The organism is Paenibacillus sp. FSL R5-0623 (assembly GCF_037974265.1).
In the GTDB taxonomy this organism is placed as follows: domain Bacteria; phylum Bacillota; class Bacilli; order Paenibacillales; family Paenibacillaceae; genus Paenibacillus.
On sequence record NZ_CP150233.1, the window covers coordinates 3,256,555 to 3,270,477 of the forward strand.

Below are 13,923 nucleotides of genomic sequence, written 5' to 3' on the forward strand. Positions count from 1 at the left end.
GGTAGTACCTATCATAAAAGACCGTACTATTTATTTGTTTGGGCTCAGTTTATACTAACCTTACCTTGATGTAAAGGAGATATACGATGACTCAAAAAACAATACGTCTGCTTATGCCACAATGGCAAGGTGGAGATAATCCGAACTACTCTTTTGGAGCGGAACTGCTTGCTTGGCTCGCACCTGACAATAATCAACCTCTCATTCATGTTCCTGTTGAGGCTTATGATGGAACACCTCTGGTAAGCGAGAACGGGATAAAAGGCAGAACACAGCTACTTCAGCAATTGCTGGCTGCCCAGCATATTATTCAAGCTCACCAGCCTGATCGCATTGTCATGTTTGGTGGTGACTGTTTGGTTGAACAAGCCCCGTTTGCTTATTTAAATGAACGATATGGCGGAGAACTTGGTTTGATATGGATTGATGCTCACGGTGATTTGGTTAGATACGAAGGTTATGACAACGGTCATACTTTACCGCTCGGGAACCTTCTTGGGGAAGGAGATCCGGAGTTTGCCAAACATGTGAGTGTCCCTTTGAAGCCTGAACATGTCTTCATGGCCGGGTTGACAACCCTCACGGAACAGGAAACCGAAGTGATTCAAAGATTGGGTATCCGAACGGCTGGAACTGAAGAATTAACCCATGACATGGATTCGATTAAGAAGTGGATTAAAGTGACTGGTATCAAACATCTGGCAATTCACCTTGATCTGGATGTGCTTGATCCCAACATGTTCCGTTCACTGTTATTCGCCAAACCAGGGGAACCTTATGTGTTTTCACCAGCGGGAACCATGCAAATACCTCACTTGCTACATCTGATCAAAGAACTGTCTGAAGAAACAGATGTAGTTGGATTAGGAATAACTGAGCATATGCCGTGGGATGCCATTAAATTGAAGCATTTGCTTGGAGAAATTCCTATTTTGAACCAGTGATATAGGTTATAAGTCGCCAGAATATATCAGGATCCTGATATATTAAGTCAATATTGAGGAAGATCATCAATAGAAATATCAATATTATTATATGGGTGGTTCAATGCAAATCAGAATTCAAACAAACTGAGGAGAGTACACCCAGATGGTCACGTTATTGTTAATCATTATTTATCTCGCATTTATAGGGCTGGGATTACCTGATGCTTTACTTGGCAGTGCCTGGTCCGTTATGAAACACGATATACATGCGACAACAGAAATGGCTGGTTATATATCTCTAATCATTTCATTTAGTACGGTAGTGTCAAGTCTGTCTGCCAGCCGATTGTTACACCGGTTCGGAACGGGTAAAGTCACATTGTTCAGTATCCTCTCAACAACGATCGCGCTATTGGGATTCTCATTCTCTGAGAATTTTGTGTTTTTACTGATTCTGGCGATCCCTCTCGGTCTCGGTGCAGGTTCGGTGGATGCGGCACTAAGTAATTATGTAGCATTGCATTTCAAAGCCAAGCATATGAACTGGTTGCATTGTTTCTGGGGAATTGGCGCAGTGACAGGCCCACTCGTTATGGCATATTGGCTGAATCAAGCAAACAACTGGCGTGCAGGATACGTTACTGTGGGGTTGATTTTGCTTGGGATCGTGGTGGTCTTATTATCAACTTTGTCTCTATGGAGGACTTTTGAGAAGGGAAGAGTAGAGGGTTCAGGTGATGAGAAGAAACGCGTAAGCAACCGTGAGGCCATACGTATCCCCGGCGTGAAAATGTCGATGCTTGCGATGCTCTGTTACAATGGTTCCGAAACTGCTGCCGGTCTGTGGATGGCTTCTTTCTTCATTGTTAGCAAAGGAGTTTCTCCAGGTACTGCCGCAGCACTATCCTCCCTATTTTTCATTGGCATTATCTTGGGACGCGTAATCTCAGGTTTTCTTTCGACTCATGTATCCAGTAAAAATCTCATCAGGTATGGTGGAATCGTTGGATGCGTCGGACTGGTTATCCTGGTTATGCCGATTCCTTATTGGATTGCCGCAGGGGCTTTATTTATCGTGGGATTGGGCGGAGCACCGATCTATCCGAGCATTGTTCATGCGACACCGGAACGCTTCGGTGAGAAGGCATCTCCAAGTGTAATTGGACTTGAAATGGCCAGTGCCTATACAGGTTCAACACTCATCCCGTTGGGTATGGGGCTTATAGCCAGCCAATGGGGAATGTCAATGATACCCCTAATCCTGCTGATTCTGTTCAGTGTCATGTTCGTGGCTACAGAGCTGGTTAACAGAAACAACAAGGCTACGCGCCTGACCGTTTAGCTCTTGCTATAGGTCATTATGGCTCTGCCACTATACAACAAAGGAACAACCATCGCTGGTTGTTCCTTTTGGTGTGTGGACTTTTTTTATAAGAAAATCAGCAACAAAGTACCTGCGGCAAAACAGTAATACGAAAAGTATTTCAGGTTGCCTTTGGCCATAATGCCCATAAACCATCTCATGGAGAAATACGTGACGAAGAGCGTCGTGATGAATGCGATCAGATAAGGGATAGCCAGTTGTGACCGATTCGGATCATTGGCGATGTCGGATACCCCCATAATGAGTCCACCAATACTTATGGGAATGTACAACATGAAGGAGAACTTCAAAGCTGTTTCCTGTTTCATGCCGACAGCGATGGACGCAATTACAGTTGCACCTGAGCGGCTAATGCCCGGAATAAGAGCGACTGCCTGAGCCAGACCTACCAACAATGCATCTTTCGTAGACAGATCACCGTCTTGCTTGCGACCACGGAGATTACGAATCAGCCATAAGGCAACCCCGGTGATCAATAGCGCGATGGAAACGGTATATACGGACGAGAAAATTTCTTCAATCCGGTCCTTGAACAGGACTGCAACGACAGCAGCAGGGATCGTACCAATAATTATGTATAAGCAAAACATGAAGTCTGCTCGATATTCTTCTTTACGAGTACGTAGGTAACCTAGTGCACCAATGATCAACTTTTTGATATCTTCCCGGTATATAAAAATAATAGCGATGAGTGATGCCGTGTTCGTTAAAATCTCAAATGACAATCCATTCTGCTTGATGCCCATGAGTTTCTGAGCGATGATCAGATGACCGCTTGAGGAGACGGGGATTGGCTCCGTCGCACCCTGGACAATACCTAAAAACAAATACTTTATCCACAATATAATCTCTTCCATGTTTTCCTCCTTGAATACGTTTCATTGGCTTTCCAATGTGTTCCTTTATTTGTATTATTATTTACTCTATTGATGATAGCTGTTTAACGTGGTGACTTGCAAGTTAGAATTCATAGAGTGAGTGAAATAAACTTGTCTTGTAAAAACATTCAGAGCATGTTATCGTTGATAACGATTATCAATATCAATGAAGAGGTGGGTTTATTTTGCTGAAACAGAGAACACCAATATGGTTCATGATGGCACTCATCTTGCTACTAGTACTGAGTGCATGTGGACAGTCTGCCAAGACCAATAGTACAACCGCGGACAGCACCAATGCAGCTGCAGATACAGAAACCAAGACGGACTCGAATGCAGCGTCTTCCGCTGAAACCAGTGCCACTACTGAAGAAGAGCTCGTTACATATCAATCGGATGCAGGCGAAGTACAGGTACCGAAGAATCCTAAGCGCATTATTGATTTGACCTCATTTTCGACAGGCTACTTTGTAGCCCTGGATGCACCGGTAGTCGGCGCTTTATCAGGAGCGATGAACAACAAATATATCAAGGATCAACTTGCAGCAGCGGGTACCAGTGATCTGGGTGAAGAGCCTACACCAGAAAAACTAATCAGTTTAAAACCCGACTTATTTATTGTGTACACTGGAACAGAAGGCATCGACAAGCTGGAGCAGATTGCACCTGTCGTACAGATTACATTTGGAAAGCGTGATTTCAAGGATCTAATGCTTGAAATGGGTAAGCTCACCAATAGAGAAGACGCAGCTAAAGCTTGGAATGCTAACTGGGAAGCGAAGATCAACGAACTGAAGCCCAAGGTTCAGGAAGCTGTAGGCGATCGCACCGTTTCCATACTGAATCCGTACGCCAAAGGATTATTTGTATTTGGTCATAACTATGGTCGAGGCGGTGAAATTATTTACGGGGAGTTTGGTCTCAAGGCACCAGCCAAGGCCCAAGCTGAAGCGATTGACAGTGGGACTGGATGGGCTTCAATCTCCATGGAACTATTACCGGAGTATGCAGGTGATATCATCTTTACCAGCCCGTGGTCGGGAGATACAACTGATCCCAAGATCGTATATGACAATACATTGTGGAAGAACTTGCCTGCGGTGAAGGCAAATCATGTGTTCCAGCTTGACCCAACTTCAGACTCGTACAACGATCCGTTAACGTTGGAAGGTCAGCTGCAATTTATTTCCGATAGCCTGCTTACCGCGAAGTAAGATTAGACTGCATAAATGGTATTACTGGAGCATTTCCAAACGTCGTTACAAGACGGGGAAATGCTCTTCTTATGAGCTTAGAATGTATATACGTTGATCCTGGATGGATTTTGACCAATGTAATTAAGCTTGATACAATAGGATAACAGCTGGTGGACATTAAATATCAAGTGGGGTGATCTAGATTGCAGCAAAAGAGTGAACGTTTGGATGTTTGGTTGGCTTTCTCTAACATTCATACCCATCTGAACGAGAAGCTGGAACAAGCTCTGCTTCAACAATATGACTTATCCTTGAAGGAATTTTATGTGTTAAATTTCATATATAATGCGGAGGGTAAGGAATTACGCCTACAACAACTTCAAGAACTGGTGGGGTTGAGCCAAAGTGCTACTTCTAGGCTCGTCGTTAGGATGGAAGCCAAAGACTGTGGGGCGCTGGAAAGACATGCATGTGAAGATGACCGGCGTGGCATTTACACTCGTATTACGGAGCTTGGAGAGAATAAATACAAGAAAGCACTTCAAACGTTTAATCAGGTCTTGCAAACTGAATTGGAACAGGATGGATTTGAGACTCGATTAGAGAACCTCACTAAAGAATTGTTCTAAGGCCAGGGTGAATATAGGGTAATGTAGTCATTTACCCTATAAGAAGACTTGACACTCCTTAATATATCCTTTAAATTAAATGCATGCGCATGAATTCAATATAGATGCGGTGAATCATGTATAAAGGAGGCACTGAGTAGACTTTGATCCGAAACAAAATTTTCGACGATATCAGATGAGTTAAGAGAGGGCTATACAATGATTATGTTGATGCTTTTGACCTTCATTTTAGGTATCTTCATTGTTGTACGTCAATTTTGGCCACTGCGCAATCTTGAATATATAGATTATCAAGTATTTCTCAGACAAGAGCGTGATTTTCGGCAATATAAAGTGATCGATATTCGAGATGCGACGGATTATATGGCTAATCCTACTCCGGATACGATTAATATCTCATTGGGGCGCCTTGCTTTCACATGGGAAAAATACCTTCTTCGAGAAGATAACGTAATTATAATGTCACCTGGTATGCTTAAATCCAAAAAGGCTGTTCGTATTTTGCGAAAGCATGGGTTTGAATGTCTTTATGTGATGAAGTAAATGAACTAAAAGATAAATGCGTGTTCTTAATCATACGGAATTATTAAGCGAAGGCACTTTTTTGATGCTTGCGCATGCATTTTTATTTCATGAAAAGGGGAGTTTTATTTTGATGACAGATTTGTTTAGTCCATATTCTTTTAAAAGCCTGGAGCTTAAAAACCGTGTCGTAATGGCACCAATGTGCCAATATTCAGTTGAGCAAAAAGATGGTATTGCAACAGATTGGCATTATATGCACTACGTTAGTCGTGCCGTGGGAGGCACAGGTCTCATTATCATTGAAATGACAGATGTGGAGCCGGATGGCCGGATCTCAGATTATGATCTTGGGTTATGGTCAGATGAACAGATCCCGGCTTTGAAACGAATCGTAGATGCATGTCACAGTTATGGTGCCAAGGTCGCTATCCAAATCGCTCATGCGGGCCGCAAAGCAGAAGATGCCGAGGTTCCAGTAGCTCCATCGGCGATCGCCTTTGATGAGAATTCCAAGCAACCTCGAGCGCTTACAACGGACGAAGTAAAAGGAATGGTTGAAAAATTCCGGAGTGCAGTAGCGCGTGCTGTGAAAGCTGGTTTTGATGCGATTGAGCTTCATGGCGCACATGGATATCTGATTCATCAGTTCCATTCTTCACAAACAAACAAGCGAGAAGACGAATATGGTCAAGATTTAACGTTATTCGGACGGGAGATCATTCAGGCTGCAAAGGCAGAGATGCCAAAAGCCATGCCCCTGATGATGCGTATTTCAGCTAAGGAATACGTCGAGGGTGGCTATGGCATTAACGAAAGTTCCGAGTTTGCCAAAGCTTATAAAGAGGCAGGCGTTGACGTATTTGATATCTCATCTGGTGGCGAGGGACCTATTGGTGCATCGGGCAGACCAGGAACTCACGCAGCTTATCAAGTACCTCTCGCTAAAGCAATCAAAGAAGCTCTTGAAGTGCCCGTGATTGCTGTTGGAAGACTGGACGATCCGAAATTGGCGAATGCAGTTATCGGAAATGAAGAAGCCGATCTCGTTGCAGTCGGAAGAGGGCTGTTAAGAAATCCTTACTGGGCTTTGGAAGCTGCGTCTGCTTTGCGCAAGACAACGGACGTTCCAAAACAATATACGACTGGTTTTTAATGTATTAAAGACTTCACGTTAACGATTTAATGATCTTCATTAATCCTTGCATAGGGAAGGACTCCGACTGACAAAACAGAAGGAGTCCTTTTTGGGATTAAACTAGACAAGGTAAAGGAACGATATTAGCCAGTAACCAGTCAAGAGATGGTAGTCGTTTCATCGGCTCTGCCTCTCAAGCGTTTAATATCTTCTCTGGGCGGAAAACCGAACATGCGGGAATATTCACGACTGAATTGGGAAGGGCTCTCATAACCTACCTGAAATGCTACATCTGCTGCATCGGTGGACTTGGATAATAACAAGCGGCGAGCTTCTTGCAGCCTAAGTTGTTTTTGAAACTGAATCGGGCTCATGGCAGTCACTTCTTTAAAATGTCTGTGCAGTGAGGCAGTACTCATATTTGCCAAATCCGCCAATTCCTCAACCCGAAAATTCTGATCAGAATGTTTCATAATATATTCAATAACGTCTCTGATGCGATAGGTATGGCTGCCCTCCATGGCAGCTTGTTCCAGAGCAATCCCATGTGGACCTTTCAGAACTTTATAGAGAATTTCCTTTTTGAACAAAGGAGCGAGTAGTGGGATATCTTCCGAATGATTCTCCAACAAACGGGCTAACCTGACAACCGCATCCAGCAGAGACGGCTCAGCTTGGCTGACAAACATCGCACGTCTCGTTGTTTTCCGCGGTCTTGCTGGGAAATCGGAATGGTTCAATACCTCCAGAATCTCACTGGATGTGAATTCAAGTTTCAGGGCCAGATAGGGGGCCTCAGACGAGGCTTGAATCACTTGTCCACTAACCGGCAAGTCAACGGTTGCCACGATATAACTTCCTGGACCATACCGGAAACGATCCTGTCCCAGCAGTACCTCCTTCTCACCCTGCAAGATAATGCAGAAGGATGGTTCATTCACTCTAAATATAGGTTCAGTAACGACCGATTCACGGATTAGAAATAATGAAGGGATCGCCGTCAGGTGCACCCCATCCTTGTCAGAATAACGGTCAATGAATGTGGTTAATTCGTTCTGTTGTTCGTGTATTTGATCAGACATGCAAAGTTCTCCTTTTTCCCTCACAACATAATAATCACATTCTATCGTATATTGACCGAAGGCGGTAGAAAACGGATAGGAATAGGCAAACATTTGATGTGAATGGATAAGACATTCTGATTGCTGGTTGCATATTCACAATTACACAGGTCATGATATACAACAAGTACAGAAGATATACACTTACGGTTCAGCTAATACATGATCAGATGAGAATGAAAAGAGGCATTTGCATCTTTTATTTACTGATCGTTCCCGATGTGTTAGATTGATTTTGGGAGGGAAGTCGAATGGCTAGAAGTAAAGAGTTTGAAGTGAACGAAGTATTGGATAAAGCAATGAAGATCTTCTGGGAACAAGGTTACGAGAAGACGTCGATGAGTGACCTGGTTGAGCATATGGGAATTCATCGCAGAAGTATATATGATACATTTGATGACAAACATTCGCTGTTTTTGCAGGCAATGGATCGTTACAGAGGTAAGGTCAGCACCACATTACTTGCAGAAATCAAGGCATCCAAGACGGCAGTGGAAGCACTGGATAAAATTTTCGATGTTATGATCAGTGAAGCAGAGGAGACACCATCGGGTTGTTTGATCGTGAACTCGGCCGTGGAGCTAGGCGCACGTGATCAGGAAGTGGACAACCGATCTCTTGAATCGTTTAACGAAGCTGAGCGAATGTTCGAGCAAATTATTCAATGGGGGCAGCGGGAGGGAGAATTCTCTTCTGATCATGATGCGAAGGAAATGGCAGAGTACCTGCACAATATTTCTGTCGGCATCAGAGCCATGGCAAGAACCTCGATGGATAAAGAAAAATTAAATCGTATTATCCATGTATCGATGAAACTTTTGAAGAAAAGATGAGTAGAGACATATCACAAAAAGTAGCTTGAAATCCGTTAGAGGACTTCAAGCTACTTTTTTGTGCGCTATCTTAGAAAATAAAGCATGAACCATCAATTGGTGATGGCATTTTCCATCGGTTTAATTTTGTGAATCTCTTCGGTCCCTGCTTCCAAGGCAGTTTCATAATATGAGCATTTGTGCTCAATAACTTCCATGGTTCTTCTTAGTTCCTCCATTTGTGCTTCCACAATAGCTTTTCGCTCTGTAAACATGTCATATCTTTGCTTCAGCGTGGAGTCCCCTTCAGAGCACCATTCAATAAAGTCTTTAATGTCTTTAATAGGCATGCCGGTCAGCTTCAGACATTGGATGATCTTTAGAAAGTCAATGTCGGAGTCTTTGAACAAACGTGTTCCGCTCGTGGTACGTTCCACAAAAGGCATGAGTCCTTCTTTGTCGTAGTAACGCAATGTATATACCGTAAGGTCTAATTTTCTGGCAACTTCACCGATTGAATAGGTCATATAGAATGAATTCCTTTCTACTTGGGGTAGACTTCGAGTTAACTCTAGGATTGATCCGAGTGAATTTTAACATGTTGGATTACTGGATGTCAAAGTACGTTGGAGATAAAAAAATAAGATAAACATTTGACCTAGAGTTAACTAGAGGGGGTAAGATTATTTTGAACTTTAAATTACGAGGAGGTTATCCCATTGATTATAGCTAAAGCCAGAGCCGTTGACGGACCAGACCAACAATTCAGAAGTGCTGAAATTAAACGACGTGATCTGGATACCAATGATGTATTAATCGAGATTAAATATGCAGGTATCTGCCATTCTGACATCCATACTGCCCACGGTGAATGGGGCCCTGTGAATTATCCACTCGTTCCTGGACACGAAATTGCCGGAATTGTGACCGATGTAGGAACCGGAGTTTCCAAATACAAGGTCGGTGACCGAGTAGGGGTCGGATGTATGGTTGACTCTTGTGGTGAATGTGATAACTGCCGCAAAGGTGAAGAGCAATACTGTCTCAAAGGAAATATCCCCACTTATGCTGGGGTAGACAAATACGGTGAGCCTACGCAAGGCGGATATTCAACTCACATTGTTGTTGTAGAGGATTTCATTGTTCGCATCCCTGATAACATTGGACTTGATGCTGCTGCACCTTTGCTCTGTGCCGGTATTACGACATATTCACCACTGCATCACTGGGGAGCTGGCCCAGGTAAGAAGGTTGCCGTTGTAGGTATGGGTGGCCTAGGTCATATGGCTGTTAAAATTGCACATGCGATGGGTGCCGAAGTAACGGTTCTCTCCCAGTCCTTGAGTAAAAAAGAAGATGGACTGCAATTTGGTGCAGATCACTACTACGCAACAAGCGAACCGGAAACGTTCGAAAAACTTGCAGGGACTTTTGATCTGATGATTAACACAGTAAGTGCGAATATTGATATTAACGCTTATTTCTCACTGCTCACGCTGGATGGTACTCTCGTGAACGTGGGTGCTCCTGCAGAGCCATTAGCTGTTAATGTATTCTCTCTCATTGGTCATCGCCGTTCATTCGCAGGTTCCATGATTGGTGGCATTCGTGAGACGCAGGAAATGCTCGATTTCTGTGCAGAACATGATATTGCGCCTAATATTGAGGTCATCTCCGCAGACCAGATTGACGAAGCTTACAAACGTGTATTAGCTTCCGACGTGAAATATCGATTTGTTATTGATATCAGCACCATGTAAGTGTGAACTGTGTAATATTGATAGTTTAAAGATAGAAGAAAGCAGCTGGCCGCCAAGGTCAGCTGCTTTTCTGTTTTGTTAATTGAAGGTTTGAACGTGCATTCTATGCGGATCAGTTGCGTTCTTGGATAAAGGAAAACATCTAAAGTCTTTGCGGGTAAGGACTACTCTATGATCATAGATATCGGCCTATTAAAGAGAATTTTGTTGTTACAGATTCTTTTTGCATTGAAACAACAGATAAGGGGTATTGAATTTGATATTCATGATAGAATAAGATGAATTGGACAATATAAGTAGTAGATTTCTTGTTATAGGGGGAAACTAATGGAGACCTTTGCAGAATTTATAGCACGCATCGATAACCCGGAACACCAGGCACGAACAGAAGAAGTTTTGAACTGGGTCACTGAAAAATTCCCGAATTTAAAACAAAAAATAGCCTGGAACCAACCGATGTTTACCGACCATGAGACCTTCATCATTGGCTTTAGTGTATCCAAGCAACATTTGGCTGTTGCTCCCGAGAAGGCAGGAATTAATCGTTTTTCGGAAGAGATCACTCAGGCGGGGTATGATCACACCAAAGAGTTGGTGCGAATGAAGTGGAAACAGGAGATAGATTTTTCGTTACTTGAAAGAATGATTGAGTTCAATATAAAGGACAAGGCAGAATGTTCAACATTCTGGCGCAAATAAATCGCGATATAAAAAGAAGACCCCCAACTTTCGGATACGGAAAGAGGAGGTCTTCTATAGTTTAAGCAAAAACGATTATTGAGCACCTACAACAGGGTGAGGTACATAGGGCTCTTCAAGGAATGAGACGTCTTCTGAGGTCAACTTAACAGAAAGAGCATCTACCGCATCTTCCAGATGCGATATTTTGGTGGCACCGATAATTGGTGCCGCTACAGTATCTTTTTGTAGCAACCACGCAAGTGCAATGTGTGTACGAGGGACACCGTATTTTTCTGCAATGGATGCAACTCGTTTAACAACAAGCCGATCCGCATCACTTGTCGCATTGTACTTGGATTTCTGAATTTTGTCTGTCTCGGATCGAAGTGTTGATACGGACCAGTCACGGGTTAACCTGCCTGAAGCAAGAGGACTGTAGGGAGTCACACCAATCTTCTCTTCCTTGCATAAAGGCAACATTTCTCGTTCCTCTTCACGATAGATGAGGTTCAAGTGGTTCTGCATGGAGACAAACTTGGTCCAACCATGTTTCTCTGCTACATGTAATGCTTTTTGGAACTGCCAAGCGAACATGGCTGAAGCCCCAATATATCTCACTTTACCGGACTTCACCACATCATGTAAGGCTTCCATGGTTTCTTCAATAGGCGTATTGTAGTCCCAACGATGGATGATATACAGATCTACATAATCCGTTTCCAATCGTTTCAGGCTTTTATCAATCTCACTCAGGATGGCTTTTCTGGAAAGGCCAGAACCGTTGGGCCCTTGATGCATTTGTCCGTGTACTTTGGTAGCAATGACAACTTCATCCCGATTTGCGTAATCTTTTAACGCCCGACCAAGATATTCCTCACTTGTACCCAAAGAGTATATATTCGCTGTATCGAAGAAATTAATGCCTAGATCCAACGCTTTTTTGATCACCGGGCGAGAATTTTCTTCATTCAGTACCCATTCATGAACCCATTTACTGGCGTCCCCAAATCCCATACAACCTAGGCAAAAGCGAGATACGTCCAAGCCTGTGTTACCAAGTTTCGTATATTCCATATCATGTTCAAATCCTTTCTAATGTTTATTATTTCCACCTGTACGGTGATCTATATACACATTATTATGTCATATCGAATGAACCAACCTGTACCACATTTCTATCAAAGTTTTGCCTATTCCTATCACAATCTCTGAATCTGAATCAGTCGAGTCCATTAAAGTTCTCATATAAAAAGAACAAGCCATTTGTTTCTCTGGTTGGAGATTCAAATGGCTTGTTCATAAAATATTATTTAATCATTGTTTGATGAATCCAATCGCTTATTTGGGTTAATTTAAGATTGGCTTTGATGTTATCATCCAACTCTTGATACCGTGGAAGAAGATCTGTATGCCCATCAATCCATTGGTACAATCCTTTCAGACCTGCTGCTGTCTCACTTCCCAACAAAGGCTGAATCGCTGCTTCAAAATGATCAAAAGGTAGAGACATGAAGCTGATCTTTTCACCTAATACAGCACTGAATTGTTCCGCTAATTGTGCACCTGTCAGGGCTTCTAATCCGGGTGCTGGGATAATGCTTCCTGCCAATTCCGAATGAGTCAAGGCATAATAGTGGAATTGAGCTGCATCGTTTAAGCTAATCCAGGAGATCGGCTTGTCTGCTGGTACCGGGTAGGCCAAAACGCCATTGTTCAGTATTCCGGGAATCAGGAAGTTTTCCAAGTATACAATGGGTTCCACAATGATATATGGAAGACCACTTTGCTGCAATTCATGGATAACTTCACGTTTCAATTCAATTCCTTTGGAATGGGTGATAGGGTCAGGAACATAGGTACCCGTGTTAACTACAATCAATTTAACGTTTGCCTGTATAGCAGCATCAATTGCATTTTTGGTATATTGTCTGATCTTATCGGAATTGAACTCCACCGGCAGGTTCAGGAATACTTTACTTACACCTTCATGCGCCGTATGGAGCTGTTCTACATCTGATAGATCCCCGATGAAAGCTTCAATGTTTTGTTCCTTTAGTGTTTTGGCTGTTGCCTCATTTCGAGTAATCGTGCGAACCTCACAACCGTGTTGAACGAGTAATTGAGCGACAGCGCCGCCTTGGGAGCCCGATGCTCCATATACTAAAAATCGATCATTCTGTGTCATAGTGGTCAATAACTTCCTTTCAATATGTCATTGGAATGGATGAGTTAACACTCAGCATTGACCTCAGCATAACGGATTTAGAATAGGAGCGTAAGTACGCACATTAATGATATAAAGTATCCCTTGAGATACTATGGGAAGGCGTTTTACATATGTTTCGATCCCCAATCACCTAGCTGAAACAAGATCGAAGTCAGGCTTTGTCCTTTTTCTGTAAGGGAATATTCGACTTTAGGCGGAACTACAGGGTGGGTAACACGGTTTATCAAACCAGCTTCTTCAAGTTCTCGTAATTGCCTGGTTAACGTGCGATGCGTAATGGGGTCAAGCATTTTCTGCAATTCATTGAATCGAATTGTTGAATGGCGGATGAGCCGATTTATAATTAATAGCTTCCATTTCCCACCAATCATATTGACTGCAAACTCAACAGGACAACGGTCCTCCAGAGGTTCTATATTCATGTTTATGTATCCTCCCAAAAGCATCAACTTATGCTTCATGTTTCGTTCATTTTATCGAATTTATAAAGGGGTGTATAGCTTACTGCATTCAGGGGATGAACTATGCCAAGGACACAAAAAAAGATGCCCCCAGTGTAGCTCAAGAGACATCTAGTTAATATGAATTATTTTTCAATTCAGACAGAACAGAAAAAAGCATTGAACGTTAAAAAAAGCCATGATATAAT

15 protein-coding genes are annotated in these 13,923 nt (G+C 42.8%); 9 read left to right on the top strand and 6 right to left on the bottom strand.

The annotated features are described in order from the left end of the window. The first annotated feature begins 86 nt into the window (after positions 1 to 86). Positions 87 to 944 (top strand): arginase family protein, encoded by an 858-nt coding sequence (locus MKY92_RS14300; protein WP_339301394.1) that lies wholly within the window; start codon positions 87 to 89, stop codon positions 942 to 944. Between the two features lie 145 nt (positions 945 to 1,089). After that, positions 1,090 to 2,268 (top strand): MFS transporter, encoded by a 1,179-nt coding sequence (locus MKY92_RS14305; protein WP_339301395.1) that lies wholly within the window; start codon positions 1,090 to 1,092, stop codon positions 2,266 to 2,268. Between the two features lie 86 nt (positions 2,269 to 2,354). Here the strand turns inward: MKY92_RS14305 and MKY92_RS14310 are convergent, their stop codons facing one another. After that, entirely contained in the window at positions 2,355 to 3,167 is an 813-nt protein-coding gene (locus MKY92_RS14310) for an undecaprenyl-diphosphate phosphatase (RefSeq protein WP_339301396.1), read from the bottom strand. Positions 3,168 to 3,373: 206 nt separating this feature from the next. Between MKY92_RS14310 and MKY92_RS14315 the strand changes: the two genes are divergently transcribed. From MKY92_RS14315 to MKY92_RS14330, 4 genes are all read left to right on the top strand, one after another. Further along, positions 3,374 to 4,402 (top strand): ABC transporter substrate-binding protein, encoded by a 1,029-nt coding sequence (locus MKY92_RS14315; RefSeq protein WP_339301397.1) that lies wholly within the window; start codon positions 3,374 to 3,376, stop codon positions 4,400 to 4,402. Between the two features lie 185 nt (positions 4,403 to 4,587). Further along, positions 4,588 to 5,013: a MarR family transcriptional regulator gene (locus MKY92_RS14320; RefSeq protein ID WP_237175444.1), complete on the top strand. Its 426-nt coding sequence runs from the start codon at positions 4,588 to 4,590 to the stop codon at positions 5,011 to 5,013. Positions 5,014 to 5,211: 198 nt separating this feature from the next. Next, positions 5,212 to 5,556, top strand: a complete 345-nt coding sequence (locus MKY92_RS14325; RefSeq protein ID WP_339301398.1) for a hypothetical protein — start codon at positions 5,212 to 5,214, stop codon at positions 5,554 to 5,556. 112 nt (positions 5,557 to 5,668) lie between these two features. Further along, positions 5,669 to 6,691, top strand: a complete 1,023-nt coding sequence (locus MKY92_RS14330; protein WP_339301399.1) for an NADH:flavin oxidoreductase/NADH oxidase — start codon at positions 5,669 to 5,671, stop codon at positions 6,689 to 6,691. Positions 6,692 to 6,831: 140 nt separating this feature from the next. Here the strand turns inward: MKY92_RS14330 and MKY92_RS14335 are convergent, their stop codons facing one another. Then, entirely contained in the window at positions 6,832 to 7,755 is a 924-nt protein-coding gene (locus MKY92_RS14335; protein ID WP_339301401.1) for an AraC family transcriptional regulator, read from the bottom strand. Between the two features lie 290 nt (positions 7,756 to 8,045). Between MKY92_RS14335 and MKY92_RS14340 the strand changes: the two genes are divergently transcribed. Then, on the top strand, positions 8,046 to 8,627 hold the full coding sequence (locus tag MKY92_RS14340) for a TetR/AcrR family transcriptional regulator (protein WP_339301403.1): 582 nt from the start codon (positions 8,046 to 8,048) through the stop codon (positions 8,625 to 8,627). Positions 8,628 to 8,719: 92 nt separating this feature from the next. Here MKY92_RS14340 and MKY92_RS14345 read toward each other — a convergent pair whose 3' ends face one another. Then, positions 8,720 to 9,133 carry a MerR family transcriptional regulator gene (locus tag MKY92_RS14345; RefSeq protein ID WP_339301404.1) on the bottom strand — a complete coding sequence of 138 codons (414 nt, stop codon included), beginning with the start codon at positions 9,131 to 9,133 and terminating at the stop codon, positions 8,720 to 8,722. 192 nt (positions 9,134 to 9,325) lie between these two features. Between MKY92_RS14345 and MKY92_RS14350 the strand changes: the two genes are divergently transcribed. Together MKY92_RS14350 and MKY92_RS14355 are read left to right on the top strand one after the other, a co-directional pair. Then, the gene (locus MKY92_RS14350) at positions 9,326 to 10,366 is read left to right on the top strand and encodes an NAD(P)-dependent alcohol dehydrogenase (RefSeq protein WP_339301405.1); all 1,041 of its coding nucleotides are present in this window, start codon (positions 9,326 to 9,328) and stop codon (positions 10,364 to 10,366) included. A gap of 327 nt (positions 10,367 to 10,693) precedes the next feature. Then, a complete protein-coding gene (locus MKY92_RS14355; protein WP_017688547.1) occupies positions 10,694 to 11,065 on the top strand; it encodes an iron chaperone in 372 nt (123 codons plus the stop codon). Between the two features lie 75 nt (positions 11,066 to 11,140). On the opposite strand, the gene MKY92_RS14360 is transcribed toward MKY92_RS14355, so the two are convergent. From MKY92_RS14360 to MKY92_RS14370, 3 genes are all read right to left on the bottom strand, one after another. Continuing rightward, positions 11,141 to 12,121, bottom strand: a complete 981-nt coding sequence (locus MKY92_RS14360) for an aldo/keto reductase (RefSeq protein WP_339301407.1) — start codon at positions 12,119 to 12,121, stop codon at positions 11,141 to 11,143. 232 nt (positions 12,122 to 12,353) lie between these two features. Beyond that, positions 12,354 to 13,232 (bottom strand): NmrA family NAD(P)-binding protein, encoded by an 879-nt coding sequence (locus tag MKY92_RS14365; protein WP_339301408.1) that lies wholly within the window; start codon positions 13,230 to 13,232, stop codon positions 12,354 to 12,356. Positions 13,233 to 13,378: 146 nt separating this feature from the next. Beyond that, positions 13,379 to 13,696 carry a helix-turn-helix domain-containing protein gene (locus MKY92_RS14370; RefSeq protein WP_339301409.1) on the bottom strand — a complete coding sequence of 106 codons (318 nt, stop codon included), beginning with the start codon at positions 13,694 to 13,696 and terminating at the stop codon, positions 13,379 to 13,381. Positions 13,697 to 13,923: the final 227 nt, after the last annotated feature.

Coding starts and splice junctions, on each gene's coding strand:
- MKY92_RS14340 (WP_339301403.1), top strand. CDS start 8,046: ATGGCTAGAAGTAAAGAGTTTGAAGTGAACGAAGTATTGGATAAAGCA.
- MKY92_RS14370 (WP_339301409.1), bottom strand. CDS start 13,696: ATGAATATAGAACCTCTGGAGGACCGTTGTCCTGTTGAGTTTGCAGTC.
- MKY92_RS14300 (WP_339301394.1), top strand. CDS start 87: ATGACTCAAAAAACAATACGTCTGCTTATGCCACAATGGCAAGGTGGA.
- MKY92_RS14355 (WP_017688547.1), top strand. CDS start 10,694: ATGGAGACCTTTGCAGAATTTATAGCACGCATCGATAACCCGGAACAC.
- MKY92_RS14335 (WP_339301401.1), bottom strand. CDS start 7,755: ATGTCTGATCAAATACACGAACAACAGAACGAATTAACCACATTCATT.
- MKY92_RS14325 (WP_339301398.1), top strand. CDS start 5,212: ATGATTATGTTGATGCTTTTGACCTTCATTTTAGGTATCTTCATTGTT.
- MKY92_RS14365 (WP_339301408.1), bottom strand. CDS start 13,232: ATGACACAGAATGATCGATTTTTAGTATATGGAGCATCGGGCTCCCAA.
- MKY92_RS14345 (WP_339301404.1), bottom strand. CDS start 9,133: ATGACCTATTCAATCGGTGAAGTTGCCAGAAAATTAGACCTTACGGTA.
- MKY92_RS14330 (WP_339301399.1), top strand. CDS start 5,669: ATGACAGATTTGTTTAGTCCATATTCTTTTAAAAGCCTGGAGCTTAAA.
- MKY92_RS14305 (WP_339301395.1), top strand. CDS start 1,090: ATGGTCACGTTATTGTTAATCATTATTTATCTCGCATTTATAGGGCTG.
- MKY92_RS14310 (WP_339301396.1), bottom strand. CDS start 3,167: ATGGAAGAGATTATATTGTGGATAAAGTATTTGTTTTTAGGTATTGTC.
- MKY92_RS14360 (WP_339301407.1), bottom strand. CDS start 12,121: ATGGAATATACGAAACTTGGTAACACAGGCTTGGACGTATCTCGCTTT.